Annotated in this window: 20 protein-coding genes and 4 pseudogenes; 13 read left to right on the top strand and 11 right to left on the bottom strand. The window is 61.9% G+C overall.

From position 1 onward, the window contains the following. The first annotated feature begins 8 nt into the window (after positions 1-8). From K307_RS03910 to K307_RS03895, 4 genes are all read left to right on the top strand, one after another. Entirely contained in the window at positions 9-3,212 is a 3,204-nt protein-coding gene (locus tag K307_RS03910) for an efflux RND transporter permease subunit (RefSeq protein ID WP_042876441.1), read from the top strand. A gap of 19 nt (positions 3,213-3,231) precedes the next feature. Continuing rightward, the gene (locus K307_RS03905) at positions 3,232-4,782 is read left to right on the top strand and encodes an efflux transporter outer membrane subunit (RefSeq protein WP_051974637.1); all 1,551 of its coding nucleotides are present in this window, start codon (positions 3,232-3,234) and stop codon (positions 4,780-4,782) included. Positions 4,783-4,874: 92 nt separating this feature from the next. After that, the gene (locus tag K307_RS03900; RefSeq protein WP_051974636.1) at positions 4,875-6,431 is read left to right on the top strand and encodes an MFS transporter; all 1,557 of its coding nucleotides are present in this window, start codon (positions 4,875-4,877) and stop codon (positions 6,429-6,431) included. Positions 6,432-6,458: 27 nt separating this feature from the next. Further along, complete coding sequence (locus K307_RS03895; RefSeq protein WP_042881258.1) at positions 6,459-7,178, top strand: SDR family oxidoreductase; 720 nt, start codon at positions 6,459-6,461, stop codon at positions 7,176-7,178. Positions 7,179-7,787: 609 nt separating this feature from the next. Here K307_RS03895 and K307_RS03885 read toward each other — a convergent pair. Further along, positions 7,788-8,102, bottom strand: coding sequence for a LexA family protein (locus K307_RS03885; RefSeq protein WP_022540044.1), 315 nt, complete (start codon positions 8,100-8,102; stop codon positions 7,788-7,790). A 48-nt stretch (positions 8,103-8,150) separates the two neighbouring features. Here K307_RS03885 and K307_RS03880 point away from each other — a divergent pair. Next, positions 8,151-9,357, top strand: a pseudogene (locus K307_RS03880) (IS630 family transposase). On the opposite strand, the gene K307_RS03875 reads toward K307_RS03880, so the two are convergent. From K307_RS03875 to K307_RS03865, 3 genes are all read right to left on the bottom strand, one after another. After that, the gene (locus K307_RS03875; RefSeq protein WP_042876436.1) at positions 9,324-9,833 is read right to left on the bottom strand and encodes a hypothetical protein; all 510 of its coding nucleotides are present in this window, start codon (positions 9,831-9,833) and stop codon (positions 9,324-9,326) included. The pseudogene K307_RS03880 and the gene K307_RS03875 sit on opposite strands and share 34 nt — an antisense overlap. Positions 9,834-10,316: 483 nt before the next feature. Beyond that, complete coding sequence (locus tag K307_RS03870; protein ID WP_155301060.1) at positions 10,317-11,309, bottom strand: tripartite tricarboxylate transporter substrate-binding protein; 993 nt, start codon at positions 11,307-11,309, stop codon at positions 10,317-10,319. A gap of 35 nt (positions 11,310-11,344) precedes the next feature. Then, positions 11,345-12,511, bottom strand: coding sequence for a mandelate racemase/muconate lactonizing enzyme family protein (locus K307_RS03865; RefSeq protein WP_042876433.1), 1,167 nt, complete (start codon positions 12,509-12,511; stop codon positions 11,345-11,347). Between the two features lie 109 nt (positions 12,512-12,620). Between K307_RS03865 and K307_RS03860 the strand changes: the two genes are divergently transcribed. Further along, the gene (locus tag K307_RS03860) at positions 12,621-13,532 is read left to right on the top strand and encodes a LysR family transcriptional regulator (RefSeq protein ID WP_042876431.1); all 912 of its coding nucleotides are present in this window, start codon (positions 12,621-12,623) and stop codon (positions 13,530-13,532) included. A 189-nt stretch (positions 13,533-13,721) separates the two neighbouring features. Beyond that, on the top strand, positions 13,722-14,945 hold the full coding sequence (locus K307_RS03855) for a M20/M25/M40 family metallo-hydrolase (protein ID WP_042876429.1): 1,224 nt from the start codon (positions 13,722-13,724) through the stop codon (positions 14,943-14,945). Between the two features lie 385 nt (positions 14,946-15,330). Here the strand turns inward: K307_RS03855 and K307_RS03850 are convergent, their stop codons facing one another. Next, the gene (locus K307_RS03850; RefSeq protein WP_051974634.1) at positions 15,331-15,525 is read right to left on the bottom strand and encodes an alpha/beta hydrolase; all 195 of its coding nucleotides are present in this window, start codon (positions 15,523-15,525) and stop codon (positions 15,331-15,333) included. 289 nt (positions 15,526-15,814) lie between these two features. Here K307_RS03850 and K307_RS03845 point away from each other — a divergent pair, with 289 nt between their 5' ends. Further along, entirely contained in the window at positions 15,815-16,894 is a 1,080-nt protein-coding gene (locus K307_RS03845) for an AraC family transcriptional regulator (protein ID WP_051974633.1), read from the top strand. Here the strand turns inward: K307_RS03845 and K307_RS03840 are convergent. The 5 genes from K307_RS03840 to K307_RS03820 all read right to left on the bottom strand — a co-directional run bounded on the left by K307_RS03840 (position 16,881) and on the right by K307_RS03820 (position 21,882). Next, positions 16,881-17,855, bottom strand: a complete 975-nt coding sequence (locus K307_RS03840; RefSeq protein ID WP_042876427.1) for a quinone oxidoreductase family protein — start codon at positions 17,853-17,855, stop codon at positions 16,881-16,883. The genes K307_RS03845 and K307_RS03840 overlap by 14 nt on opposite strands. A gap of 29 nt (positions 17,856-17,884) precedes the next feature. Further along, a complete protein-coding gene (locus K307_RS03835; RefSeq protein WP_042876425.1) occupies positions 17,885-18,820 on the bottom strand; it encodes a 3-keto-5-aminohexanoate cleavage protein in 936 nt (311 codons plus the stop codon). A gap of 27 nt (positions 18,821-18,847) precedes the next feature. Next, the gene (locus K307_RS03830) at positions 18,848-19,840 is read right to left on the bottom strand and encodes a Bug family tripartite tricarboxylate transporter substrate binding protein (protein ID WP_042876423.1); all 993 of its coding nucleotides are present in this window, start codon (positions 19,838-19,840) and stop codon (positions 18,848-18,850) included. A gap of 102 nt (positions 19,841-19,942) precedes the next feature. Beyond that, a complete protein-coding gene (locus K307_RS03825; RefSeq protein ID WP_042876421.1) occupies positions 19,943-21,001 on the bottom strand; it encodes a 3-keto-5-aminohexanoate cleavage protein in 1,059 nt (352 codons plus the stop codon). Between the two features lie 35 nt (positions 21,002-21,036). Further along, positions 21,037-21,882, bottom strand: a complete 846-nt coding sequence (locus K307_RS03820) for a TauD/TfdA dioxygenase family protein (RefSeq protein ID WP_042876420.1) — start codon at positions 21,880-21,882, stop codon at positions 21,037-21,039. Positions 21,883-22,120: 238 nt separating this feature from the next. Here K307_RS03820 and K307_RS45465 point away from each other — a divergent pair. Next, positions 22,121-22,273 (top strand): annotated as a pseudogene (locus tag K307_RS45465) (SDR family NAD(P)-dependent oxidoreductase); the annotation flags it as partial. Positions 22,274-22,541: 268 nt separating this feature from the next. Here the strand turns inward: K307_RS45465 and K307_RS03815 are convergent. Beyond that, positions 22,542-25,483 (bottom strand): annotated as a pseudogene (locus K307_RS03815) (Tn3 family transposase). Here K307_RS03815 and K307_RS47430 point away from each other — a divergent pair. The 4 genes and pseudogenes from K307_RS47430 to K307_RS45455 all read left to right on the top strand — a co-directional run. Beyond that, on the top strand, positions 25,474-25,722 hold the full coding sequence (locus K307_RS47430) for a hypothetical protein (RefSeq protein WP_155301059.1): 249 nt from the start codon (positions 25,474-25,476) through the stop codon (positions 25,720-25,722). The pseudogene K307_RS03815 and the gene K307_RS47430 sit on opposite strands and share 10 nt — an antisense overlap. After that, the gene (locus tag K307_RS03810; protein WP_042876418.1) at positions 25,719-25,949 is read left to right on the top strand and encodes a hypothetical protein; all 231 of its coding nucleotides are present in this window, start codon (positions 25,719-25,721) and stop codon (positions 25,947-25,949) included. The genes K307_RS47430 and K307_RS03810 overlap by 4 nt, the downstream gene beginning before the upstream one ends. A gap of 123 nt (positions 25,950-26,072) precedes the next feature. Continuing rightward, the gene (locus K307_RS50565; RefSeq protein WP_196251597.1) at positions 26,073-26,303 is read left to right on the top strand and encodes a hypothetical protein; all 231 of its coding nucleotides are present in this window, start codon (positions 26,073-26,075) and stop codon (positions 26,301-26,303) included. Beyond that, positions 26,257-26,457 (top strand): annotated as a pseudogene (locus tag K307_RS45455) (GntR family transcriptional regulator); the annotation flags it as partial. The gene K307_RS50565 and the pseudogene K307_RS45455, both read left to right, overlap by 47 nt. Positions 26,458-26,605: the final 148 nt, after the last annotated feature.

Below are 26,605 nucleotides of genomic sequence, written 5' to 3'. Positions count from 1 at the left end.
AGTTCATCATGAACATCTCCAAGTTCTTCATCGACCGCCCGATCTTTGGGGGCGTGCTATCGGTGGTGGTGTTGCTGGCCGGCCTGATCGCGCTGGTGCAGTTGCCTACCGCCGAATATCCGGAAGTGGTTCCGCCTTCCGTCATGGTCCGCGCCCAGTATCCGGGGGCGAATCCGAAAGTCATTGCGGAAACCGTCGCCTCGCCGCTGGAAGAGAAGATCAACGGCGTCGAGGACATGCTGTACATGCAGTCGCAAGCCAACAGCGACGGCAATATGACCACGACGGTGACATTCAAGCTCGGCACCGATCCGGACAAGGCCGCACAGCTCGTGCAGAACCGCGTCAACCAGGCGCTGCCGCGCCTGCCGGAAGACGTGCAGCGTATTGGCGTGACGACCGTGAAGTCGTCGCCCACGCTGACGATGGGGGTCAACCTTGTGTCGCCAAACGGCAAGTACGACCTGACCTACCTGCGCAACTACGCACTCATCAACGTCAAGGATCGTCTGGCACGTGTGCCGGGTGTCGGTGAAGTGGTGCTGTGGGGCGCGGGCGACTATTCGATGCGCGTCTGGCTCGATCCGCAGAAGGTGGCACGTCAGAACATGACCGCCAGCGACGTCGTCAAATCCATCCGCGAGCAGAACGTCCAGGTGGCGGCCGGTATCGTGGGCGGTGCGCCGATGGCGACCAATGTGCCGATGCAGCTCTCGATTAATGCGCAAGGCCGCCTGAAGACCGAGGAGCAGTTCCGGAACATCATCCTCAAGACGAATCTGGATGGCGGTGTTGTGCATCTCTCGGATGTCGCGCGCATCGAACTGTCGTCCGCCGAATTTGCGCTGCGCGCGATGCTCAGCAACAAGGAGGCCGTCCAGATCATCATCTTCCAGCAGCCGAATGCCAATTCGCTGCAGATTTCCGACGATGTGCGCGCCATCATGGCCGAACTGCAGAAGGAAATGCCAGAGGATGTACGCGCCGACATCGTGTACGACCCGACGCGCTTCGTGAAGGAGAGCATCGACGCCGTGGTCCACACGCTGTTCGAGGCCATCGCGCTGGTGGTGCTGGTGGTGATCGTGTTCCTGCAGACATGGCGTGCTTCGCTGATCCCGCTGCTGGCCGTGCCGGTGTCCATCGTCGGTACGTTCGCACTGTTGCTTGGTTTCGGCTTCACGATCAATGCGCTGTCGCTCTTCGGCCTGGTGCTCGCCATCGGGATCGTGGTGGATGATGCGATCGTGGTGGTGGAGAACGTCGAGCGCAATATCTCCGAGGGCCTGACGCCGCGCGAAGCCACGTACAAGGCCATGCAGGAAGTCAGCGGACCGATTGTGGCCATCGCGCTGACGCTGGTGGCCGTGTTCGTGCCACTGGCCTTCATGAAGGGCCTGACGGGTCAGTTCTATCAGCAGTTCGCGATGACGATCGCCATCTCGACGGTGATCTCCGCATTCAACTCGCTGACGCTGTCTCCGGCGCTGGCTGCCCTGCTGCTGAAGGATCACCACGCGCCGAAGGATGCCCTGACGCGTGCGATGGACAAGGTCCTCGGGCCGTTCTTCGTGCGCTTCAACAAGGTGTTCAACCGCGGTTCGGATTCCTACGGCAAGGGCGTGGGCGGCGTCATCCAGCGCAAGGCCGTCATGTTCGTCATCTACGGCATCCTGCTGGCCGGCGCCATTCTGATGGGCAAGGTCGTGCCGGGCGGATTCGTGCCGGGTCAGGACAAGGACTACCTGGTGAGCATCGCGCAGCTTCCGCCGGGATCGTCGCTGGAACGCACGGAAGAAGTGGTACGCAAGATGACCGACATCGCGTTGAAGCAGCCGGGCGTGGTCGGCGTGCCTGCCTTCCCCGGTTTGTCGGTGAACGGCTTCAGCAACTCGTCGAGCAGTGGCCTGGTGTTTCCGGTGCTCAAGCCGTCGAAGGAACGCGGCCCCGGTGAATCGGCCGAGGAAATCGCGGCGGCGCTTAACGCCAAGTACGCGGAAGTGATCAAGGACGCCGTCACCGGTACGTTCCCGCCTCCACCGGTACAGGGCCTGGGCACGCTGGGCGGCTTCAAGCTGCAATTGGAAGATCGTGGATCACTTGGCTACGAAGCGCTCAACGATGCCACGCAGGCGTTCATGAAGGCCGCCGCCAAGGCACCTGAACTGGGCCCGATGTTCACGAGCTTCCAGATCAACGTGCCACAGCTCGATGTCGACCTCGACCGCACGAAGGCCAAGCAGCTTGGCGTAAACGTCACCGACGTATTCGACACGATGCAGATCTACCTCGGCTCGCTGTACGTGAACGACTTCAATCAGTTCGGTCGCGTCTATCAGGTGCGTGCCCAGGCCGATTCGCAGTTCCGCGCCACGGCAGCCGACATTCTCCAACTCAAGACGCGCAATGCCGCGGGCGAGATGGTGCCACTGTCGTCGCTGGTGACGGTCTCACCGACCTATGGTCCGGAAATGGTGGTGCGCTACAACGGCTTCACCGCCGCCGATATCAACGGTGGCCCCGCACCTGGCTATTCGTCGGGCCAGGCCAAGGCCGCGATCGAACGCATTGCCGCCGAGACGCTGCCGCGCGGCATCAAGATGGAATGGACGGACCTGACGTATCAGGAAGTGCTGGCCGGCAACGCCGCATTCTGGGTGTTCCCAATCAGCGTGCTGCTCGTGTTCCTGGTGCTGGCCGCGCAGTACGAAAGCCTGACGCTGCCGCTGGCCATCCTGCTGATCGTGCCGATGTCGATTCTGTCAGCGCTGCTTGGTGTGTGGGTCACGCGCGGCGACAACAACATCTTCACGCAGATCGGCCTGATGGTACTTGTAGGGCTATCCGCGAAGAACGCGATCCTGATCGTGGAATTCGCACGGGAACTGGAAATGCAAGGCCGCAGCATCGTACAGGCCGCCATCGAGGCCAGCCGCTTGCGTCTGCGCCCGATTCTGATGACGTCCATCGCTTTCATCATGGGTGTGGTGCCGCTGGTGATGTCCACCGGTGCCGGTGCCGAAATGCGCCGCGCCATGGGGATTGCGGTGTTCTTCGGGATGCTTGGCGTGACGTTGTTCGGCCTGCTGCTGACGCCTGTGTTCTACGTGGCCCTGCGCAAGCTGACTGGCGGCAAGCCGATCCTGGACAAGCACCACACACATACGCAACCGCTGCATGGCCCCGCGCCGACGGCGCTGTCAGCCGAGTAAGCCCGGACGCAAGGAGAACATGGTGAACAAGCTCACTTTCAAGCCCGGCACTCGGTGGCTGGCAAAGGGTTCGATGCTGCTGGCATCCCTCCTCGTCCTGGCTGGCTGCTCGCTCGCGCCCACTTACGAGGTACCGGAAGCCCCCGGCCAATCGGCGACGGCGTTCAAGGAAGGCCCCCAGGGATGGTCGCGCGCCGAGTTCAGGAAGGAAGAGTCCGGCACATGGCAAACGGCCAACCCCTCCGAGGCCCTGTCGCGCGGCGAATGGTGGACGATCTTCGGCGACGACAGGCTCAATGAACTGGAGCAGCAGGCGCTGGAAGCCAACCAGAACCTGAAGGCCGCAGCCGCGCGCCTGAAGGAAGCCCGCGCGATGGTGCAGGCCGCCAAGGCCGGATGGTTCCCGACGCTCGACGCGGGCTTCGGCCCAACCCGCATGCAGCAATCGGCCGCCTCGCAAATGCAGCCGGATGGCACGAACGTTCCGCAGCAGACGCTGTGGCGCGCGCAGGCCAGCGCCTCGTACGAAGTCGACCTGTTTGGCCGGGTAGCCTCGACTGTGGATGCCTCGAAGGCCGACGCCCAGCAAAGTGACGCCCTCTTCCGGTCGGTCCAGCTTGCGTTGCAAGCCGATGTTGCGCAGAACTACTTTGCGCTGCGGGGGCTTGATGCTGAAGCGGAAGTCTTCACGACCACGGTGAAGCTCCGTGAGGAAGCACTGCAACTGGTGGACCGCCGCTTTGCGGAAGGCGACATCAGCGAACTGGATGTCTCCCGAGCGCGGGCCGAACTGGCCACGGCCCGGTCCGATGCCATGACTGTCCAGCGGCTGCGTGCCACGTCCGAGCACAGTCTTGCGGTTCTGCTGGGCAAGGCGCCTGCGGAGTTCTCGATGCCGGCCATGCCGCTTCAGGCTGTCAACGTTCGGGTGCCAGCGGGCTTGCCCTCGTCGCTGCTGGAACGTCGCCCCGATGTGGCCGCTGCGGAGCGAGCAATGGCAGCCGCCAACGCCCGTATTGGCCTTGCCAAGGCCGCCTTCTTTCCATCACTGACGCTCACAGGCGTTGGCGGATTCGAATCGGCCACTCTTGGGGACCTGTTCAAGTGGAGCAGTCGTGCATTCCTGCTGGGGCCGCTCGCGGGAACGGCATTGAACATCCCGATCTTCGATGGTGGCCGCCGCAGCGCAAATCTTGAAAACGCCCGCGACCGTCACGAGGAAGAGGTAGCGAAGTACCGCCAGCAAGTCCTGACCGCGTTCCGCGAAGTGGAGGATAGCCTGTCCGATCTCCGCATCCTGGAGGGCCAGACTCGTACGCAGTCCGATGCTGTGGCTGCAGCCGCACGCGCCGCGGCCATCTCGCGGACGCAATACACGGAGGGCGCGGTGAACTACCTCGACGTCATCGATGCCGAGCGTACGTCCCTGCAGACGCGCCGCGCGGCGGTGCAACTCCAGGGCGTACAGGCAGCGGCCACGGTCAATCTGATTCGCGCCCTCGGCGGGGGCTGGGACGGCGCGGACAAGGCCACGCCTGTCGCTGCCGCCCCTGCCGTCGCACAACGCTGACTTGCACCCGTCTCGCGTTCATCCCCGGGCGTCACGGTCGATGCCTGGGGTCGGCGCGTGGCGTCTCTTTCCAACGTCATTCAGTACATTTCATGACATACACCAATCGCCATGCCGAAGGGCGTGGCAAGCCACTCATCCTGGCTTCCGTTTGCCTTGCGGCGATCGTCCTGCCGCTATCCTTCTCGGGTGGGGCCATTTCCACACCCGCCATCGGGCGTGAACTCGGTGGCAGCGCCACGTCGCTGACGTGGATCACCAACGCTTTCATGCTGAGCTTCGGCAGCCTGCTGATGGCCGCCGGCGCCCTGGCCGATGTATTCGGACGCAAGCGCATGTTCACCACCGGCATTGGGCTGTTCGCGCTGTTCTCGCTGGCGCTGTCCGCCGCGCCTTCCGTGTTCTGGATCGATGTGCTGCGCGCACTGCAGGGCATTGCCGCCGCTGCCGCCCTCTCGGGCGGCTCTGCCGCGCTCGCACAGGAATTTGAGGGCCACGCCCGCATGCGGGCATTCAGCATGCTTGGCACCAGCTTCGGGATCGGCCTGGCATTTGGCCCGCTGCTGGCTGGCTCGCTCATCAGCACATTTGGCTGGCGCGCGGTGTTCCTGTCGACGGCCATCATCGGCCTGATCGCGCTGATCTTCGGCGCGCCCCGCATGCGCGAGACAAGAGACCCGAGCGCACAAGGTGTGGACTGGCCCGGCACGATCACGTTCACGGCCACGCTGGTGCTGTTCACGTATGGCGTCATCGCGGCGCCGGAGTCGGGCTGGAGCGATCCGCTGGTGATCACTCTGCTGGCCGCATCCGCCCTGATGCTTCTCGTCTTCGTGGTGGTGGAAACACGCGTCAAGCGTCCGATGCTGGACCTGTCCCTGTTCCGGTATGCGCGCTTCATCGGCGTGCAGATGCTGCCAGTCGGTACCTGCTACTGCTACATCGTCCTGATCATCATGCTGCCGCTGCGATTCATCGGCATTGTCGGCCTGAGCGAAATCGATGCCGGTATCCTTATGATCGCGCTGTCGCTGCCAATGCTGGTGGTGCCGGCGGCCGTCGCCACGCTGACCCGCTGGATCTCGCCCGGCGTGCTGTCCGGCCTTGGTTTTCTGATTGCGGCCATTGGCCTGCACTGGCTCAGCGCCATCGACGTTCGCGCCACGGGCATGACGGTTGCGCTGCCGATGCTGCTGATTGGCGTGGGCGCCGGCATGCCGTGGGGCCTCATGGATGGTCTTTCCGTCAGCGTCGTGCCGCAAGAGCGCGCCGGCATGGCAGCGGGCATCTTCAACACCACCCGCGTTGCTGGTGAGGGCATTGCACTCGCCATTGTCAGCGCCATTCTTGCCGCGCTGGCCTCCAGTGGCCTCGCCAGCGTAGCTGGCGACGCGGCGGGCATCAGCGCTGCACGACTGGCCGAAGGTGCACAGCGCCTGGCTACAGGTGACCTGACGCACGCCATAGCCACCCTTCCCGAAATCCAGCCTGAGTTGCTGCTCGCGGGGTACGGACAGGCGTTCGAAAGCCTGCTTCACATCATGACCGTGATCACCGTTCTGTCGGCTGGCGCTGTCTTCGGCTTCCTCAGCAAAACGGGCAATAACGACGACACCGCGATCGGTGCCGTTGAGCAAACTGGCGTCTGACGCCTTAAATGGTAGATGGAGAACTTCATGTCACTGAATCTCGAAAACAAAGTCATCCTCGTCGCGGGCGGCAGCAGCGGCATCGGCATCGCACTGGTCAAGCAAGCGGTATCACTGGGAGCGCACGTTCACGTGGTGGGCCGTTCGACCGAAAAGCTTGCGCTTGTGCAGGCAAGCCTGGGGTCAAGCATTACCACGCACTGTGCGGACATCGGCATTGAGTGTGAGGTGGAAGAAATTGCGCGCACTATCCCGGTTGTCGATCACTTGGTCACGACCGCCGCCGCGCTTGTCTTCAAGCCATTCCTGGAAACCTCGCGCGCAGACATCGACAGCATGTTGGGTTCGAAGCTGATCGGCCCCATCAATCTGGTCAAGCATCTGGCTCCGCGCATGCCCCACAGTGGCTCCATCACGTTCTACAGCGGCCTGGCAGCCTACAAGGCGAACGCTGGCGCAAGTATCGTGGCGGCGGTGAACGGCGCGCTCGATGGCCTGACCAGGACCCTAGCCATCGAGCTCGCACCGATTCGCGTCAACGTTGTGTCTCCCGGTGTTGTCGACTCGCCGACCTGGGATTTCCTGCCCGCAGATACCCGATCTGGCGCCTTGGGAAGCATTGGTGATGCGTTGCCCGTTGGCCGAGTCGGGACGACCACTGAACTGGCCAATGCCGGGCTTTTCCTGATTGCGAATGGCTTCGCCACGGGCACGGTCCTCCAGATCGATGGCGGTGCCAACGCCTGACGATTTGTTGACCGAATCTGAAAACAGATGCAAAAAAGCTGCGCTTCCAGGGGCAGCGAGAGCAGGCGACATTTGATCCGGGATATCGCTTCTCTCCCGGTATCCTGAGCGAGCGCCGAGGCGCTCCTTTTCTCCTCCCTAAAGGCTGCACATTGCGTTGTCTGTCATGTGCTAGCACAACAGGTTAAACGCAGCGAACGCTGCGCTTTTTTTTTGCGCCATCGCCAACTCGAGAATGCGATCGCAGCCTGTGGCCGACTGCTGCTCGTCTTGCACGAGAGCAGGCACTGGGCGGCCGCTTTCGGCGGAATAGAAGTCACTGTGAGGCTTCTCACCTATGGCTGAGAAGGGTCGGCTAGAGACGACGATCATGACCGTCCGCGGGGTCCCTCGTCACAGTCCAATATTTTCGTGATCATGAAATTATTGATTGGGCACTTCTTCGAACTGTCGCCTGCCAGGCCTGCAGCCTGGATCTCCGGGCCTCTGTGAAGCGCTCTGCGAGAGTCTTCTCAAGGGTTTATACTTGCCCTCGTCTCCTCTCTTTCTCCGAAAGGGATTCATGCCCGCCCGAGCAGCGGGCATTCTTTTGCCTGTGCTCCTGATCGACTAGTACCGCTGCACAGAGGTTATGACAGTTTGGCTGGGTTGTAGGACAGGCAAGCAGTTGTGGTCAACGAGCAGTTCGATGGTGCGAGCGATGCCTGCTTGGCGGCGGATCAACCCATTGCGTTCGAGGTTGAGCACCATCTGATGGACGGAAGGAGCCGTGACGGCGAAGAAGCGCTGCATGTCGCGCTCGGCCGGAGAGCGGCCGTTTATCAAGCTGTAGGCCCATATGAAGGCGAGATACTGACCTTGCTTGTCGGTGAAGCTCGGGCAGGCTGAGCGCTCGCCAGACAATGGAAGCGATTTCTGATTCATTCGGAACCCCCGCAGTCGAAGGAGGCCCCCCAGAAGGAGGCCATCCGAATGAATCTACGCTATCGAGTCGAGCTCGACCAATCCGAGCGTGAGGCGCTCGCTGCCATGCTAAGCGGCGGCAAGCATGCGGCACGCAAGCTCAAGCGAGCGCAAATCCTGCTTGCAGCGCACGCTGGCCAGGATGACGCGAGCATCGCAGCCACCGTGGCGGTTGGCGAATCCACGGTGTACCGCACCAAGCGCCGCTTCGTGGAGACGGGTCTGGAAGCGGCGCTGAACGAACAGGCTCGACCCGGGGCGCAGCGCAAGCTCAGCGGCAAGGAAGAGGCCCTGCTGATTGCCACCGCCTGCACCAACCCGCCACCGGGACGTGCGCGCTGGACGCTGGAATTGCTCGCCGACACGCTCGTCAAACTGACCGAGCACGAAGAGCTATCGCGCGAGACGGTACGCCGGCGCCTGGCCGAGAACGATCTGAAGCCCTGGCGCAAGAACATGTGGTGCATTCCCAAGATCGACGCGGAGTACGTTGCACGCATGGAAGACGTGCTCGACCTGTATGCCGAAACCCCGGACCCGCAACACCCGGTGGTGTGCTTCGATGAAAGCCCGACCCAGCTCATCGGCGAGGTACGCCAACCGATTCCGGCCGAGCCGGGTAAGCCTTTGCGCTACGACTGCGAATACAAGCGCAACGGCACCGCTAATCTGTTCGTCTTCCTCGATGCGCACCGTAGCTGGCGCAAGGTGAAAGTCACCGAACGGAGAACGGCAGATGACTTCGCCCAGTGCATGCGCGACCTGGTCGATATCCACTACCCCCAGGCACCGCGCATCCGGGTCGTGCTGGACAATCTGTCGACCCACACGCCGGCTGCCCTCTACCAAGCCCTGCCACCAGCAGAGGCACGCCGCATCCTGCAGCGGATCGAATTCCACTACACCCCCAGAGCCGGGCCCGGGCTTCTGCGTTGGCCACCGCGGCGTCGCGGGCCTCGTGCAGGGATAGTCGCTCTTGCGATTCCCATCCCGGCAGTACACGATCTACATGGTCGAGATCGAAATCGGCGTGCTGCGAAGCCAGTGCCTGGATCGCCGCATCGACTGCCGCGATCGGCTGATCACCGAGGTCGCGGCTTGGGAGCAACTGCGAAACGCCGGCGGCGCTCGCATCAACTGGATGTTCTCTACCGAAACGGCACGGGAGAAATTGGCCAAAGCCTACCCAGTACCGACCTCTGACAAACCGTCATAACCTCTGTGCAGTGGTACTAGTGGGCGAGGCTTGCCCTCGTAGGACTTGACGGAGATCTTGACTAGCTTGCCCTCAGCATCCTTCACGGGGCGCCCGTGCGCATCGCGCTGGATCACCCGCACCGTCTTTGGCGCGGGATCGGGCGCAGGCTCCATGCCATCCTCCAGGTCACCGACCGGACGGATCTCGTAACGTACCAACACCTCCGAGGGCCTGCGATCCAGCTCATCGCGTCTCTTGCGCAACGTGAGATCTCTCCACGAAAGCTTCTGCACGGGCCAGATCCCCGTGTGTTGCGGCAACCAGTGGGGATTGCGCTGGCCGGAGAAGCCAACCCAGCTGGCGCAGCGCACGCGGTCTTCGCTGCCATCCTCCCGCAGGGTGACGCTTCCATCGGCATTCAGGTAAACGCGCGTGACTTCAAAGCCGAGGCAGCCCTCGATCAGGTCGTCCACACCCCAGGCGACGTAGGCCACTTCATTATTGGCGTACGCGAAGGCGCTGAGAATTCCTTCCCATGGTTGTCTTCCTGGTAGTTGGCTAATGGCGCGGCCGGCTGAGCAGCAAGCTAGCCCTGTAGAATGACAAGCTGATTTCAGCCGGGTGAACCGCCCAGGATGGTCCGAATTTTAAGCAAGCTGACAACCTTGCTCCACTGGTCGCATCGAGATACGCAGTTCCGGACTGACCTGCTCGGATGGTGGCCCTTATTTTGACAAGCGGAACACTTGGTCTTTTGCGTGCAAACACTCATATGGCCAAAATCGAGCGATCGGACGCTTTTTCAGAATTGAAAGCCGCATGGTTTGTCTCCTGCATGTGCGATTCATTGTGCAATCGCCAGGCTTCGGGACGCACGTGGCCTATGGAGGCTGTAGCACAGCCTCCCGACGATCGCTACTGTATGGAAGTGGAACGCCACCAGACCCGATGGCGCTCCAAGCTGGATCGCTATGCAATCACTCGGGCTGGATGCCGGCGTCCTTTATGACCTTCGTCCACCGGATTACTTCTTCGTCGAAGAACTTCTTGTGCCCTGCTGGAGAAAGGCGATCATCGGCAACAACGGTGATACCCAGTGCCTCCTCCCGCTTGATCAACGCGGGGTCTTTGAGCGCGGCACGCAAGGCCTTGTTGATTTTCTCAAGTACCGCGGGCGGCGTACCGCGCGGGGCGTACATCCCGTGCCAGACGGTAAAGTTGAATCCGGCTAGGCCGCCCTCATTAAGGGTCGGGATCCCCGAAAGCGCCGGTACCTTGGAACGCTGGGCGCTCGTCACGCCGTAGGCTTTCACCTTCTTGGCTTCGATCTGCGGCGTACTGTTCGTGGCCTGCTCGCACATCAGATCGACCTGTCCGCCCATGATGTCAGACATTGCGGGCGCCGTTCCCTTGTACGGCACAAATGTCATGTCGCTCTTCAGCGTACTTTGCAGCAACAGGCTGCAGAGGTGCGATGCGGAGCCCATTCCCGCGTTGGCCAGGTTCAGCTTTCCGCCATTCGCGGCAATGAACTTTCGCAGTTCAGGGACGTTGTTAGGCGGCAGGTCAAGCTTGCCGATGAGTGTGGATGGCGCCTCGTTGATAAGCCCCAGGAACTCAAGGTCGGAAGTCTTGTAGCCCAGCTTCTTGTAGAGCGCGGGAGCAGTCGCGAGGCCGATATGGTGAACCAGCAGCGTGTAGCCATCCGGATTCGCCCGCACAACACGTGCGGTGCCGATGGTGCCGCCAGCGCCGGCGGTATTTTCGACAACTACTGTCGTGCCGAGCGTCTTGCGCAGCGCTTCGGCGACGTCTCGCGCAATCTTGTCGCTCGGCCCTCCGGCCACGAACGGGACAACCAAGGTAATGGGCTTCTCCGGATACTCAGCACGGGCGTAGCCCGAGGTGACGAAGAGACCGCTGACAATACAGAAGGTTGCGGCGCGGGTTGCCGCTTGCTTGTTCCACATGGTTGTCTCCGTTGTGTTTTTTTGATTGCCGCGGCTCAAGCAGACAGTTGCTGCATCACGCTGTAGAGGTCAGACTTGCCCTCGAATCCGATACCAGGCAGATCGGGCATCGTGAGGTGGCCCTTCTCGACCTTGACACCGTCAGGGAAGCCACCGAACGGCTGGAACAGGTCGGGGTAGCTTTCATTGCCGCCCAGACCCAGGCCTGCGGCAATGTTCAGGGACATCTGGTGACCACCGTGGGGGATGCAGCGGCTTGCGGACCAACCATGTTGCTTCAGCATTTCGAGCGTGCGGAGGTATTCCACGAGGCCATAGCTGAGGGCGCAGTCGAACTGCAGGTAGTCGCGATCCGGACGCATTCCGCCGTAGCGAATCAGGTTGCGGGCGTCTTGCATCGAGAACAGGTCCTCGCCGGTCGCCATCGGCTTGTCGTAGTAGTTGCGCAGCGTCGCCTGCAGTTCGAAGTCCAGGGGATCGCCCGGCTCCTCGTACCAGAACAAGTCGTATTGCGAGAGCGCCTTGGCGTACTGGATGGCGGTATCGAGATCGAAGCGGCCGTTGGCGTCGACTGCGAGCTTCTGTCCGTCTTGCAGCACGCTCAGGATCGAATCGATGCGGCGCAGGTCTTCATCCAGCGATGCACCGCCGATCTTCTTCTTGACCACGGTGTAGCCACGGTCGATGTAGCTGCGCATCTCGTCCTTGAGCTTGCTGTGGTCCTGACCGGGGTAGTAGTAGCCGCCGGCGGCGTAGACAAACACCTTGCGATCGGGCTGCCCATTGCCGTAACGGTCGGCTAGCAACTGGAACAGCGGCTTGCCTTCGATCTTGGCGACGGCGTCCCAGATTGCCATGTCGATGGTGCCGATGGCGACCGAACGCTCGCCATGGCCGCCCGGCTTCTCGTTCTTGAACATGGTGTTCCAGATCTTGTGCGGATCCAGGTTGTTTCCGGTGGCGTCGACCAGCAACTCCGGATCGGCTTCCAGGATGCGCGGGATGAAGCGCTCGCGCATCAGCGTTCCCTGGCCATACCGGCCGTTGGAATTGAAGCCGTAGCCGACTACGGGCTTGCCGTCGCGGATCACGTCGGTGACCACAGCGACCAAGCTCAGCGTCATCTTGCTGAAGTCGATGTAGGCGTTGCGGATGGGCGAGCTGATCGGGAAGGTCTTTTCGCGGATTTCTACGATTTTCATAATGTGTCTCCTGGCTCACATGAGAGGAACGCTGGGCGTCGGAGTACGTAGCTTAGGCGCGGATTGGCGTACTACAATTGAACTACTTTCATTTCATTATTCTCCCAAGGTGAAGACTGAGATCGCGTCCGAACTGGAATTCTTCGTCCTGATTGCCCGGCACGGCACTCTGGCGGCCGCGGCGCGCGAACTGGATCTGACGCCACCCGCAGCGACAAAGAGGCTGGCCCTCATGGAAAGCCGACTTGGCGTACGTCTGGTAAATCGCACCACGCGGCGTATCAGCCTGACTAACGAAGGCGAGACGTACCTGGGATATGCCCAGAGGATCCTGGCGGATTTGCGGGAGATGGAAAGCGTCGTGGCGAGCAGCGGTGCCGAGCCGCGCGGGTTGCTTCGCGTCAATGCAACGCTCGGCTTCGGGCGGACCACCATTGCGCCTCTGGTTTCCGAGTTTGCAAAGCGCTATCCGCAGGTGGAGGTGCAGCTCGAGGTCACGGACAGACCGGTCGACCTCGTGGACAGTGGCGTCGACCTAGCGATCCGGTTCGGGACGCTGCCAGATAAACGGTTGAGCGCCCGGCGGATCATGTCGAACCGTCGCTTCCTCTGCGCTTCTCCGGTCTACCTGGATAAGTTCGGATTACCCAAATCACTATCCGAGCTTCACAACCATCGCTGCATCATTCACAGGCAGAACGACGAAGCCCATGTCATCTGGCGCTTCGAGCATGACGGTCACCACGAAAGCGTAAAGGTCGGCGGCGTCCTGTCCAGCAACGACGGAGATATTGTGCTCGGCTGGGCTCTTGATGGGCACGGCATCCTGATACGTTCCGAGTGGGACTTGGCAAAGTATCTGGAGAGCGGCCGCTTGCGAGTCGTCTTACCACAGTTCAAGCTGCCATCGGCTGACCTCTTTGTCTACTACTCACAGCGCCGTAATCAGACAGCGCGCGCGCGCGCCTTCATCGACTTCCTGGTAAGCAAATTTCAGAAGTCGCTTGAAGAGAAGGGATAGCGGGCGCCAGAGAACGGCCCTTTCGAGTTTAACGACCGCTAGGGGCTTACTCCGGCCACTCAAGCAATGCTCATGGAGCGGCTGCAACGGGTCGGTCAGGGACGAACTCCGTTGCCGGGTGGACCGGGAGAGGCCTATGCTGATCTCGTGTATAACGGCTGCTGTGCCGCTCCACTACCAAGGTCCCACATGAAATCATCCCGCCTTGCCTTTGCAGCGCTGTTGTTGTGTACCGCACGTTTGTCCTGCGCCGCTGACGCGAACCCCAAGGTCCTTTCCGCTGCCGAGAGCTATCGTGGCGAGGCGCTGCATCTGCTTGAGCGCCTGGTCAACATCGACTCGGGCACCGGCAATGAGGCCGGGCTCAGCCAGATCGGCACCATCGTCGCCGACGAACTGCGCAAGGCCGGAGCCAAGGTGGAAACGGCTTCCGCAACACCGGCTGTGGGAAACAACATCCTCGCCACGTGGAAGGGCACCGGGAAGGCGCGCATCCTGCTGATGGCCCACATGGACACCGTCTTCAAGGACGGCACCGCCCGCGCCAAGCCGCTCTACATCAAGGACAAGCGCGCCTACGGCCCCGGCGTGATGGACGACAAGGGCGGTATCGTCGCGGGGTTGTACGCGATGAAGATTCTGCAGCAGCTCGACTTCAGACAGTACGGGCAGGTTACGCTGCTGCTCAACACCAATGAGGAAACCGGCTCCAAGGGCACGCGTGCCTTGATCGAACGCGAGGCCAGGCAGCATGACGTCACCCTCAATCTGGAGCCGGGTCGCCCCGCCGACGGGCTTGTCGTGTGGCGCAAGGGCAGTGGCACGGCGGAGATCGACGTGAAGGGCAAGGCGGCACATGCGGGCGTCGCTCCCGAGTCGGGCCGCAACGCCGCCACCGAACTGGCGCACCAGGTGCTGCAGCTCGGCAAACTGGGGGACAGCGCCAAGCAGACGACCTTCAACATCACCGTGCTCAAGGCAGGTGATGCCACCAACGTCATCCCAGATCATGCCACCGCCTACGCAGACTTGCGCGTGGCGGTGCCCGAGGAATTCGACCGCGTGGAGCGCGACCTGTCGCGCGTGTCGGCCAACAAGCTGATCCCCGATACGGAAGTGAAGACCTCGCTGGTACGCGGCTTCCCCCCGATGCCGCGCAACGCAGCTTCGGACCAGCTAGCGGCCAAGGCGCAAGCCATCTACAGCGAAATTGGACGCAAGCTCACGCTCGAGGGTAGCGGAGGCGCCGCCGATTCGAGCCTGTCCGCTGGCGTCGGCACACCGACGCTCGACGGTTTCGGCATCGTCGGTGGCGGCATTCATACGCCCGAGGAATACGCTGAGGTCGACAGCGTGGTGCCTCGGCTCTATCTGCTGTCGCGGATGATCATGGAGCTGGGCGGAACCAAGTAAATGCTTCGTAGGGGTGCTGCACATGGAGCAGCGGATTCGGCGAAACAGATTCGATCCAGGGATGGCAAATGGCCGAGAGAGGGGCCGGGATGCGCCGGCCGGCGTACTCACCTTGCATGGCCGAATCCGGCCATCAAGTGACATCCCCGCAGAAGACCGCGCGGACGCTCAAACGTCAGGTATGGCCAAACAGCGGACGCTTGACGCGCGACGAAATTGACGTGGGATCTGTCATCAAGACTGGAGTTCGGCATCCGAGATGGAGACACTCCGGTTCGGATGAACTTCACAACTCCTGGAGCAATTCATCGGCTTTCGGCCAGTTGCCATATCCGTCAGCCGGCGAGAGATGACCGACCTCGCCGCCGCCGACGAAGCGGCTGCCTCACGCCCTCGCAAACTGGTGTACCTCCCCGAATCCTCCGATAGGGTCGTTGCGGCTGCCAACCACGATGCTGGGAAACGGCAAGCGCGCTCGCGGCAACGGCGTCCAGCCATTCGTCGTCGGCGTCTGTGGATCGGAGTAGCCGGCGGGCAACGGGGTGTCGAGACCCGCGGGCGCGGCGAGCTGAGCGCCCATTTGTCTCCCTTCCTTCGTGGTTCATCCTTCTTATTCTACTTCTCGCGGGTGAGATCTGCCATGCGCGACTTTTTCCGCTTGCTTTTATGGGACTTCCATTTGCCTAATTGAGGCATTAGCAGATCGGCCGTGGCATGTCGGCAGGAAGGACCGGTAACATTGCAAGACCGCACGATCTTCGCCAAGACAACGTGCACGCGATCCCACGCCTGCGTTCCCCTGGCCCCTCCCCAAGTTCCGGCCCCATCCAAAGTTCCGGGATCGTGTAGGTACCTGTGGAGTCACTACCATGCATAGCGTCGGACGCCTTGTTCGCAGTGCCAGCCTGGCCGGTTACATCGAACTGATGGAGTCGCTCGGACTTAATGCCGGCACTTTTCTTCGGAAGGTTGGGCTGTCCGCGCGGCTGCTCAAGGATCCCGCGGTGCTGATCCCCAGCCACGCCATGCGGGAGTTGCTGGAGGTCACCGCAAATGCCACGGGCGTGGAAGACCTCGCACTGCGGCTGGCGGCGCGCCGGACGCTCTCCAGCCTGGGGCCGATCAGCGTGGTGCTGAAGGAAGAGGACTCGCCGCGACTGGCCCTCGATGCCCTGTGCCGTTACCTGAAGCTGATCAGTCCTTCCCTGATCATGCAGATCGAAGAAATCGGCCAGACCGTGGTCATTCGTGAAGACCTGCTTCCCAGCCCGGGCCGGCCGACTCGACAGGCGATGGAACTGGCCATCGCCATGATGTTTCGCATTCTGAGCGAATTGATAGGCCCGCAGTGGCGGGCGCAGCAGGTATGCTTCACGCACCGTCCACCAGCCGATATGTCAGCTCACCGCACGTTCTTCGGCCGCAACCTGGCGTTTGGGCAGCCGTTCAATGGCATCGTCTGCGCGGCGGCCGATCTCCACAAGCCGCGCACACCCGACAAATCAGGGGCAACGCAGTTGGCGCGGGACTACCTTGAAGCTGCTCTGATACGGCGCAGCGGGGGAATTCGGGAGACGTGCCGCGAACTGATCATGGCGCTGCTTCCTGGCGGTCGCTGTACAGCCCAGGAGGTCGCGCGGCACCTGCGCATCGATCGTCGCACACTGCATCGCCATCTCACGGGCGAAGGGATGAGCTTCTCGCTTCTGCTCGACGAGGTACGCGCCGATTTGGTGAAGCGCCACCTGCAGGAGAGCGACCTGCCGGTCGGCGAGATCGCAGGCCTGTTGGGATTTTCGAACCAGAGTAGTTTCAGCCATTGGTTCCGCGCCGCCTTTGGTTGCAGCGTCACGCAATGGCGCAGGCAGGCGGCCAATCAGTCGGCAGAGGCGCCTGCTGCTGGCCCGAGACGGCGCCGCCCCCCCGCTCCTGTCGTCAGTCGGCAATAAGTACGATCTTGCCCATATGTTGGCTGCGCTCGATGTAGGCGTAGGCGTCGGCGATCGCATCCATCGGGAACGTATGATCGATCGGAAGCCGGAGCTTGCCTTCCCGGAAGAACGGCAGCAGGTCGCGCGCGCAGGCCTGAATACAGTCGATGCGTTCCTGCTCGCTGCGTGTGCGGAACGTGACCCCGATCAGCTTCAGGCGGTTCAGCCACAGCAGATTGATATCGACCTCCGCAGTACTGGCCCCGGCCAGCCTCGCCAGATTGACGAGGCGTCCCTTCACCGCAAGGCTCCTCATATGATCCGGGAAAGCCGTGCCGCCGATCATGTCGATGATGACGTCGACGCCGCGCCCGTCGGTCGCTGCCTTGATGGATTCGACCTGCGCGTCGTGGGAGGCGTTGATGCCCACATCCACCCCAAATGGGGCCAGGCGCTCGAGCTTTTCCGTCGAACGCGATGACGCGATGACCGGCTTCGCGCCGATCGCCGACGCGATCATGATCGCCGCCATGCCAACGCCGCCCGACGCACCGTTGATGAACACCGACTCGCCGGCTTTCAGCTCGCCATTGGTGATCAGCGCATCATGCGCGGTGATGAACACATTGGGAAACGCCGCGGCATCGATCCACGACACATCGTCGGGCACCGTCATCAGCGCCAGCGGAGCGGCCACGACATACTGCGCGTGGCAGCCACGGCCATGGCCCATGACGCGGTCGCCTTCGCGCCACTCGGTGACCTGTTCGCCGACGCTCGCCACTTCGCCTGCGAACTCGACGCCGGCGGTCATCGGGGCACCCGTCCGATGCTCCCGCATGTACTTGATCTCGCCATAGTTGATGCCGGACGCCCGCACCCGGACCAGCACCTCATTTGGGCCCGGCTTTGGAACCGGAATATCCTGCACCTCGAGCCGGCCACCATCAGCCCCGGGTAGTACTCGTACTGCTTTCATTCTGTCTCCTGTTGATATCGCCGCCAGCTTCAGAACGCCACGGCCTGCTTGCCCTTCAGTTGCAGCATGTCGCGCGTTTCATCTGGAGTGGCCACCTCGAGATTCAGTGACTTCAGCACCGAGACGATACGCCGGACTTGCTCGACATTGCTCATGGCAAGCCGCCCTGGCCCATCCCACAACGAGTCTTCGAGCCCCACTCGGACATTGCCGCCCATCGAAGCGGCCATGGAGGCGATCGGGATCTGGCTGCGCCCCGCGCCCAGCACTGACCAGTAATAATCCTTGCCGAACAGCCGATCCGCCGTCCTGCGCATATGCATGACGTCATCAGGGTGGGTGCCAATTCCACCCAGAAGACCAAACACGGACTGAATGAAGAAGGGTGCTTTGAGAATCCCGCGATCGATGAAGTGCGCAGCCGTGTAGAGATGGCTGGTGTCGTAGCATTCGATCTCGAAACGGGTGCCGTTGTCCGCGCAGGATTCGAGAATGTAACGGATGTCCTTGAACGTATTGCGGAACACACGGTCTTCGGAGCCTTCGAGGTACGGACGCTCCCAGTCGTGCTTGAATTCCTTGTACCGGTCAAGCATCGGGTAGAGTCCGAAGTTCATCGAACCCATGTTCAGCGACGCAACCTCCGGCTTGAGCTGTAGTGCCGGCTGCAACCGTTCTTCCACAAGCATGTTCGGCGCCCCGCCCGTGGTGAGATTGATCACCACATCGCAACGCTCGGCGATGGCCGGAAGAAAGGCGCGGAACAGCTCGGGATCCTGGGACGGTTGGCCGTTCTCGGGATTGCGCGCATGAAGGTGAACGATCGACGCACCGGCTTCCGCGGCAGCGATCGCCTCACGGGCAATCTCATTGGCCGTGATCGGCAGGTATGGCGACATGGTGGGCGTGTGAATCGCTCCAGTAACGGCACAGGTCACAATGACTTTGCTTTGCGGTGCTGACATGGCAGTTCCTCCGTTCGATATCCGGCGTCAATCCGGCGTGAAATTGATGGAGCGCAGCAGCTTGCCCTGGCGCTCGGAGGATTCGCGGACGTCCCTGGCAAGCTCCTCGGGCGTGGCCGACGAGCCGACTTCCATCCCCTGCTCCTCAAGCTTTTTCCGGAGCGAGGGCGATTGCATGGCCTTGAGGGTGGCTTCGCGCATCTTCGCGATCACCGCCGGCGGCACGCCCGGCGTCGACCAGAGCCCCATCCAGCCCACTTCATTGAGATCGGGATATCCCAGCTCGGCAAAGGTGGGGACATTGGGAAGCGCTGTCATCCGCTTGGGGAAGGCCACGGCAAAGGCCCTGAGCTTCCCGGCCTTGATGAACGGCAACGAAGTGGCCGGGGCGTCGAACATCAGGGGCACCTGCCCGCCCATGACGTCCTGCAGCGCGGGCGGCGAGCCCTTGTAGCTCACGGTACCGGTGTCGAGTCCGGCAAGCCGGTTGAACTGCACGCCGATCGTCTGGCCGCGCATGCCGATCCCGAAATTCGCGTAGTCGAGCTTTCCGGGATTCGCCTTGATGTACTTGACCAGCTCCGGGAGATTCTTCGCGGGCAGGCCCGGGTTCCCGACAAAGATCAGGCCCTGCCGGGTGAGCTGGGCGATCGGGACGATGTCCTTGAACGGGTCGTACGACACCTTGACGGCGTGGGGCACTTCGGAAGCGATCCCCTTCTGGATCAGGAGAAAGGTGTAGCCATCCCGCGGTGCGGAAATCAGGCTCTGGACGGCAATGGTGCCGCCCGCGCCGGTCTTGTAGTCGACGATGACGGTCTGGCCGAGCGGGCCCTGCAACTCGTAGGCAAAGAGGCGTGCCACGACATCCGCGGTGCCGCCCGGCGGCCCGCCGACGAGAATCCGTACCGGCTTGGACGGCCATTCGGCGGCACGCGCCGCGTTCATGGCCGGCATCGCCGCGCTAACGGCAAGGGTAAGCGCCAGGGTATGGCGCATGATCAGGCTGAGGCGTTTCATTACTGTCTCCTTACTGTCTTCCCACTTTTCTTGTTCTTCTGTCTTCTGTTCTGTTTTCTATTTGCTTTCCTCTCCCGCAGGCGGGAGAGGAAAGCAAAACTCTTACTGCGTCTTGCGCAGGTAGCCTTGGGTGCCGCCGTTACGGTTGGGGGCGAAGCCGTTGGCTGCCAGCGACTCTTCCACCGTGTCGTAGAACACGCCGATCCTGCTGATCTCCCGGGCTTCCTTCGCGGTGGCGATCTCGCGGCCGAATTCATGCGAGATGCGCACGAGTTGCTCGATCTGCTTCACGGTGCTCTGCTTCGCCGTGCGCTTCTGGTTCCAGAGCCCGTCCTCGATGCCGCACCGCACGTGCAGGCCCATGGCGATGCCCATCATGTTGACCGGCAGCACGTTGCGCACATTGCTTTCCACCGTCACGACCGCGCCGTCCGGCACGCCGCGCATGAAGTTGCCGAGGCTGTAGACGTTGGGCGTATCCATGCCGCCGCCGATCGCCACCCAGTTCATGACCAGCGGTCCCTTGTAGAAGCCGCGGCGCATCAGCCGCTCGACAGACTCAAAGCTGTTGGTGTTGTAGCACTGGAATGCGCTCTGGATACCCTTGGCCGTCAGGCGGCGAACGTGCTCCTCCACCCAGCCCGGCTGCGCTGGCACCGTCATTTCCTTGTAGGCATTGAAAAGCTCGGGATTCTCGCGCGAGGTGCCCTTGAAGTCGGCGTCTTCCGCGTGATCGGTGACGTTCATCTGCGAGGTGTTCACCGTCACCGTGACCTGGTCCGGCGTGGGTTCCAGTTCGGCTAGCATGTGGCGGGTATCGTCGGACAGCCACTTGGCGGCCTGCCCCTCGTTCTCGGGCGCGAAGGAAATGGAACCGCCGACCTGGATGATCATTTCCGGCACCGCCTTGCGCACGCCGGCAATCAATTCATTGAACATCGACAGACGCTTGCTGCCCTTGCCGTCGAGTTCGCGCACGTGCAGGTGCAGCACCGTGGCACCGGCGTTGTAGCAGTCCACCGCCTTCTGGATCTGCTCGGCCATCGTGACAGGGATGTCCTCGGGAAAGTCGGAAGGCAGCCAGCCCGGGGCATAGGGTGCAGCCGTGATGATCAGCGGCTGCTGGTTTTCGGGGAAGAGGTGACCGTCGAGAAAATTCATTGAGAGTCTCCGGAAGTTTTGTGGTCGCGTGCGAATCAGTAGGGGATATCGCCCACGATGCCGGCGCGCTCCATCTTGCGCGGGGCGGGGAAGTAGTCGTTGAGCGCGTAGTGCTGCGTGCTGCGGTTGTCCCAGACAGCAACGTCGCCCTCCTGCCATGACCACCGCACTTGGTACTCGGGGATGGTGGCGCGGCTGATCAGGTAGTTGAGCAGCAGCGAGGCGCCTGGGGCCTTGTCGATGCCATGACGCACATTTTCCGGCGTGCTGTAGTTGGTGAAGTGCGTCGAGAACCCGGCGCCCACGAACAGGATCTTTTCGCCGGTCTCCGGGTGGGTGCGCACCACGGGATGCTCCACCGGAGGATGGTCCTGCACCAGCTTCGCGCGGGCTTCCGGCGTCATGACCGCGCCGAAGCTGTGCTCGATGCTGGCCCGGGCGCGCAAGCCATCGACCTTCTTCTTGATGTCTTCCGGCAGTTCCTCATAGGCCTTCACCATGTTCACCCAGATCGTGTCGCCACCGATCTCGGGACATTCGATGCAGCGCAGCACCGCCCCCATGGCGGGATTGGGACGCCACAGGCCGTCGCAGTGGTAGTTGTTCTCGTAGCTGTGCGGGTTGTCGCTCCGGTAGACCTTCACGAGGCCCGGATGGTCGGGAACACTGCCAACGACGGGGTGGTCTTCCAGCGCGCCGAAGCCGCTCGCGAAGGCCACGTGATCGGCGCGCGTGATTTCCTGCTTGCGAAAGAAGAGCACCCTGTGCTTGAGCAGCGCCACCCGGATCTCGGCGAAGAGCGCCGGGTGGCGCGCCGCCTCGCCAAGGTTGACTTCCGAGATCTCGGCCCCGATGGCGGGGGTGATTTTCCTGATTTTCATTTTCACATCTCCAGCGACCTGGTGGCTCCATGGATCAGGTCGGTGCCTGACTCTGGAGATGAGTATCGGGCGTTTCCGCCCCTCCCGCTTGCCTTTCTGGGACGTTAATTTGCTAATTTGGGACATATGCGACGCAACGTGACGAGCAGACGGGAAAGCTCAGTAAGATTCCGCAATCGCGCAGCGCGGCATCCGTCGTGACCATTTCCTTTACTGGAGTCACCCCATGGAAACTGTCATTTCCCATCCCGTCGTACTGGTTACAGGAGCCACGGCCGGAATCGGCCGGGCAACCGCGCTCGCATTCGGTCGCGAAGGTGCGCGAGTGATTTGTTCGGGAAGAAACGACGCAGCCGGAGCCAAGCTCGTCGCAGAGTTGCGAGAGATGGGGTAGTCGTCCTTTTGCAGCAGATTGATACGGTCAGGCTTAAAAAGACGTTCTAGAACAATGACGTAGTGGTTCTTCGTTTCGCGCTGCACCGTCCTTTCTTTGCGGATTGGTACGCGGTTAGCAGGCGCTGTCTGGCAAAGTATGCCTGGCCAGCCTGCGAAGCTGCTGTCGTAGCTGCCGCCGCGAAGGTACCGCCGTATTTCGGCCTCGAGCCACTGCGGTGTGCCAATCTGTGGCAGATTTTGCTCTGCGGCGTTTGATGTTGCAGTTATGCCATAGCCTGTCGGATTGTTGCGCCACGGCCTTGGATCAGCGCGTCAATGTAGCGCTCGACACCGAAGCTGAGAATCCCCCGGAAGTTGATGTGCCCGGAATGCCCCGGCCCCATGCGGCGCAGCCAAGCGTCCTCGATGTTCGTGCCCCCCTTGCGAAGTCGCTCGACGACATCGTTCATGCGGTTCGTATTCCACGCCAGAACGATGTTGGTCAGAAGCGCGTGCGCCCCCGAGATCGCCGTCAGCTCATCGCCTCGCCGGCCGCGTTCGTGTGGTACCCGGCCAGCATGGATCGCGCGCTGCAACTGGTGCACCGACTCCCCTCGGCTGAGCAACGTATGGATTTCGCGGCGGAAGTCTTCAATGGTCACGTAGTCGCACAGGAAGATGCTACGCAACAGCCGGCCGAGATGCTCGGCAGCTTTGTGCGCCTTGTTGGTCCGGGCGGCGCTGCCCAACCGTTGCATGGCGAGCTCAGCGCTAATGCGGCCGATACGGATCGATGCCAGCACCCGTAGGAAATCGTCCCAACCCAGGCGTATGGCTCTCAAGGACAATCGCTTCGAGGTGACACGCTCGATACCTTCCGGCACTTTGAACTCTGCGGGCAGGTACAGCTTGCGCTCCGCCAGATCGCGCAGCCGCGGACATAGATCGAAACTCAAGCCCTTGGCCAAGGCCATCGCGGCGTTCGTGTAGCCGTGCGTGTCCACTGCCAGTAACGACAGGCGGACACGGTCCTCGCTGCGGTTGTGCTGCTCTACGCCCTCGATGGCCACCCCAGCCTGACGCTCGTTCAAGACAATCGGTTGGTCATAGACGATGCCCCACTTGTCGAGCACGTGGGTGTAGATGCCGGTCGCGTAGGTGCGTCGACGTGGATCGACACGAGCGATCCACAGATGTCGTGAAACGTCCAGTGACATCATGTCGGCCGATGCCTTCTGCCCGGTGCCCCAGTGCGTGGCTAATGGGATCTTTCCTTGAAATTCAGCCACCACCTCGTTGGCCCGGCGCAAACGGCCATGGGTCTCCAGCCCTCGCATGGCAAGTGACACCTGGGCGGTGTCGATGCCCGGAATCATCGCAGCAATGCCCTTGGCATCGATCTCGGTGCCAAGGGCGAGCAAGGCCGCGTAGGTCGACAGCAGTTCGGCCAAGGACTTCGCCCGGTGCCCGAGCAGCACCTCGCTGAAATTGGTCGAGGCGTCGACCTCCAGCAATAGGTCCGGCAACTGCACATCGCCGATTGTCTTGTAGATCAAGTCGCGTGTGCGGCGCGGCTCATCGTCCTGCTCCAGCGGCACAATCGCCGGCAGGTGAAGCATGCCATCGTCTCCTATTTCGATCTTGCCTTTAGCGGAGGCCTCGGCCACAGCAGCCACGCCCCAGCACGAAGCGTATCCAGTAGCTGTTCGATGAAGGTATCAGCCGCGACTGGCAGGCCCAATAGCCCGAGATACTTGACACGGTCGCGCTCCCACTCCTTGGCAGGGATGAGCATTTGGTCGCCATCACGAAAGCGCATCGAGTGGTCAATCCATACGCTGCCCCGACGCAGGCTATTTCGTAGCGACATCATCGTGCAGGCAGAGAAGGCCTGATAGCCGCGCTTGGGGTCAGGATCATGGACGAGGGCATACCACGCCGTGCCAACGCCGGTCTCCGTAAAGTCTTCTGGCAGAGCATTGAGCTTCCTTGTCTGCAGGTCGCGCCACGCCTTGAGGTTCGCAAAGCCGGGATCGTCCTCCCTGCCGCCGAATTCCAGGCCTTCCAGGCCCGACAGCAGAGCGTGAATCCGCTGATGGTCACCGGTCAGCGCCGCGCGCACGTGTGACGCAAAGCTCGAATGCGCCGCGTCGGTGACGACGGCCAGGTGCTTCAGGGCTTCATCCACTCGCTGCTCGGTCGACTTGCTCTTGTCTTGCAGGACGGCCTTGGCCTTGAGCGCCTGCTGCCTGTCTTCCACGGCGGAGCGGGTGTGCGTCGACTGCGCCGTGCTGGCCGCGCGTCGGAACAGATCCTGGCTGCGTCGGCTGGTCTGGTGCATCGCGATATCGGTGAGTTCCAGCAAACTCATCTGTAGAAAGCACACCAGTTCAAGCGCCTGGGTGCTCTCCTTCAGTGTTTTGGTCTTGGCCGGACGCCTTGCTTGCACCTTCTGCGCATAGGCACGCAGTTTGGGCAAAGCGATGTCATCCAGATTCCACTCGTGCACAGCGAGGGACTTCAGGTAGCGGATCTTGTCCAGCGTTTCAGCGAGGTTCTTGGGGCCATTGCGCCCGGAAGGCGCCTTGATCCACTCGAGGTGTGTTGCAGAGCCGTCAGCCCGCGGACTGCGGACGGATTCCATGCAGTGCTGCAGCGTGGCCGCCGGCACTGCGCGGTTGACCGCCGCGAGCATTTGCGCCTCGTAGGCGGAAAATGCATGCCGTGCCATGTCGGTGATCTGGCGCTGGCCGGGAATGAGGCGGCAGCGATCGTAGAGCCATCGCTGGGCGGTGGTGACAAGTTCATCCACGTCTGCCGCTGCGGCAGCTTGCACGCGGAGCATTTCCAGCAAAGCGGCCTGGCTGGTGACATCGAACGGCTTGATGCCAAGGTGCTCCTTGACCCATTGCTGATGCTCGTACAACGTCGGGCGTCGTTGGTACAGCGTCTTCAGGCTGGCAATCGACAGCAGCGGCGCGGAGAAAGCTTCGCACACGTACTGAAGGAGATTGCGCGGAACGGCAGCAAACCGGTCCAACGGCCGCCCGAAGGCCCGGAGGCAAACGAGCTGCAGGCCAACTGCGGCGAATCTGTCGGCCCGAAACCGCTCCCGAATTGCAGCGATGTCAGCACTGGTGAGGTGAAAAAACTGCCGCAGGTCAAATTCTGTCAAGCGGGCAGGCAACTCTTCCCTGCCAACGTAGCGATACGCAAATGCCGACATCTACACTTTTCGGGGTGTCGTTCGGGACAAAACTGTACGACAAGTGCTCGGATGGCCGCAATAAGGTCAAGCGAGTGGGCTGCAACGCCACGCCAACAAGGAACTCGGGGCTGATTAATAACCGTATCAATCTGCAGGAAAAGGACGATTACCCCTGGGTGGCTTCTACCGACGCATGGCTGGATAGCGTCAAGCAGGATGTCCGGTTCACCGACAAACATCTTGGCCGGACAAAATGATTGTCGCCGCCCACATGGCAGCACGACGCGGCGCACTGATTGCCAACATTGCGTTGGCACGCAAGCTGGCCATCCTCTTCTGGCGCGTCATGGTAAAGGGAATGCAGTACGTCGAAAGTGGCTTGGCACACTACGAGGCCCGCGTCCTCGAAACCAAACGGCGGGCACTCAGGCGCCTGGCCAAACAACTCGGCCAGGAGCTAGTTCCCCTCCCTACTGCCGCATAGAAACCAATGTGAACCGTACGCCGGCTCCAGCGTCGCTGCGGAGGTAATTCAAGAAACGGGCGACGAATTCATGCAGTCATTAGTGCAGCCGATCGAGTGCTGCTATTTAAGTGTGAAGACTAGATGGCGGGCCATCGTCTCCCGGTCACGCGTTCGGCCACCATGGGGATGGTATTTGAGCAACGCTTCAAGGTTGCCGGCATCGGCCAGTTCGCGCAGGGCCGTCCTGAGCAGGTCGCCCTGGCCGGGCATCGATGGATTGTTGAAGCTCAGGTCGACCGTGTCGTCGCTCCACGGCTGGAGGTCGATACCGTGTCCGCGCGGAAGCGATCAGTTCGCCGCAGACATCCATGAGGGCCGCTTGCGTCCTGGTACCCGCTTGCCTACCCACCGTGAACTCGCCGCCCGCGAAGGCCTGGCGCTGGTCACGGCGACGCGCGTTTACGCGGAACTGCACGCCATGGGGCTGGTAAGCGGCGAGACCGGCCGGGGGACGTTCGTGAAGGAAGTGCGACCAGTTGCTTGTAGCGGTGTCGGGGCATGGCGAACGGATGCACGACAATTGTGGGAATGTACTGATTATTGACCTGGTTCCACTCATCGCACAAAACCATCCGGCAGCGTCGCGAATGTCGGCTCCTGGCAGTTTACTTCGC

Origin of the sequence: Cupriavidus necator A5-1, from assembly GCF_000744095.1 — a bacterium.
In the GTDB taxonomy this organism is placed as follows: Bacteria; Pseudomonadota; Gammaproteobacteria; order Burkholderiales; family Burkholderiaceae; genus Cupriavidus; species Cupriavidus necator_A.
The sequence above is the reverse complement of the archived record's forward strand: the minus strand, read 5'-3'. Positions and strand labels throughout refer to the sequence as shown.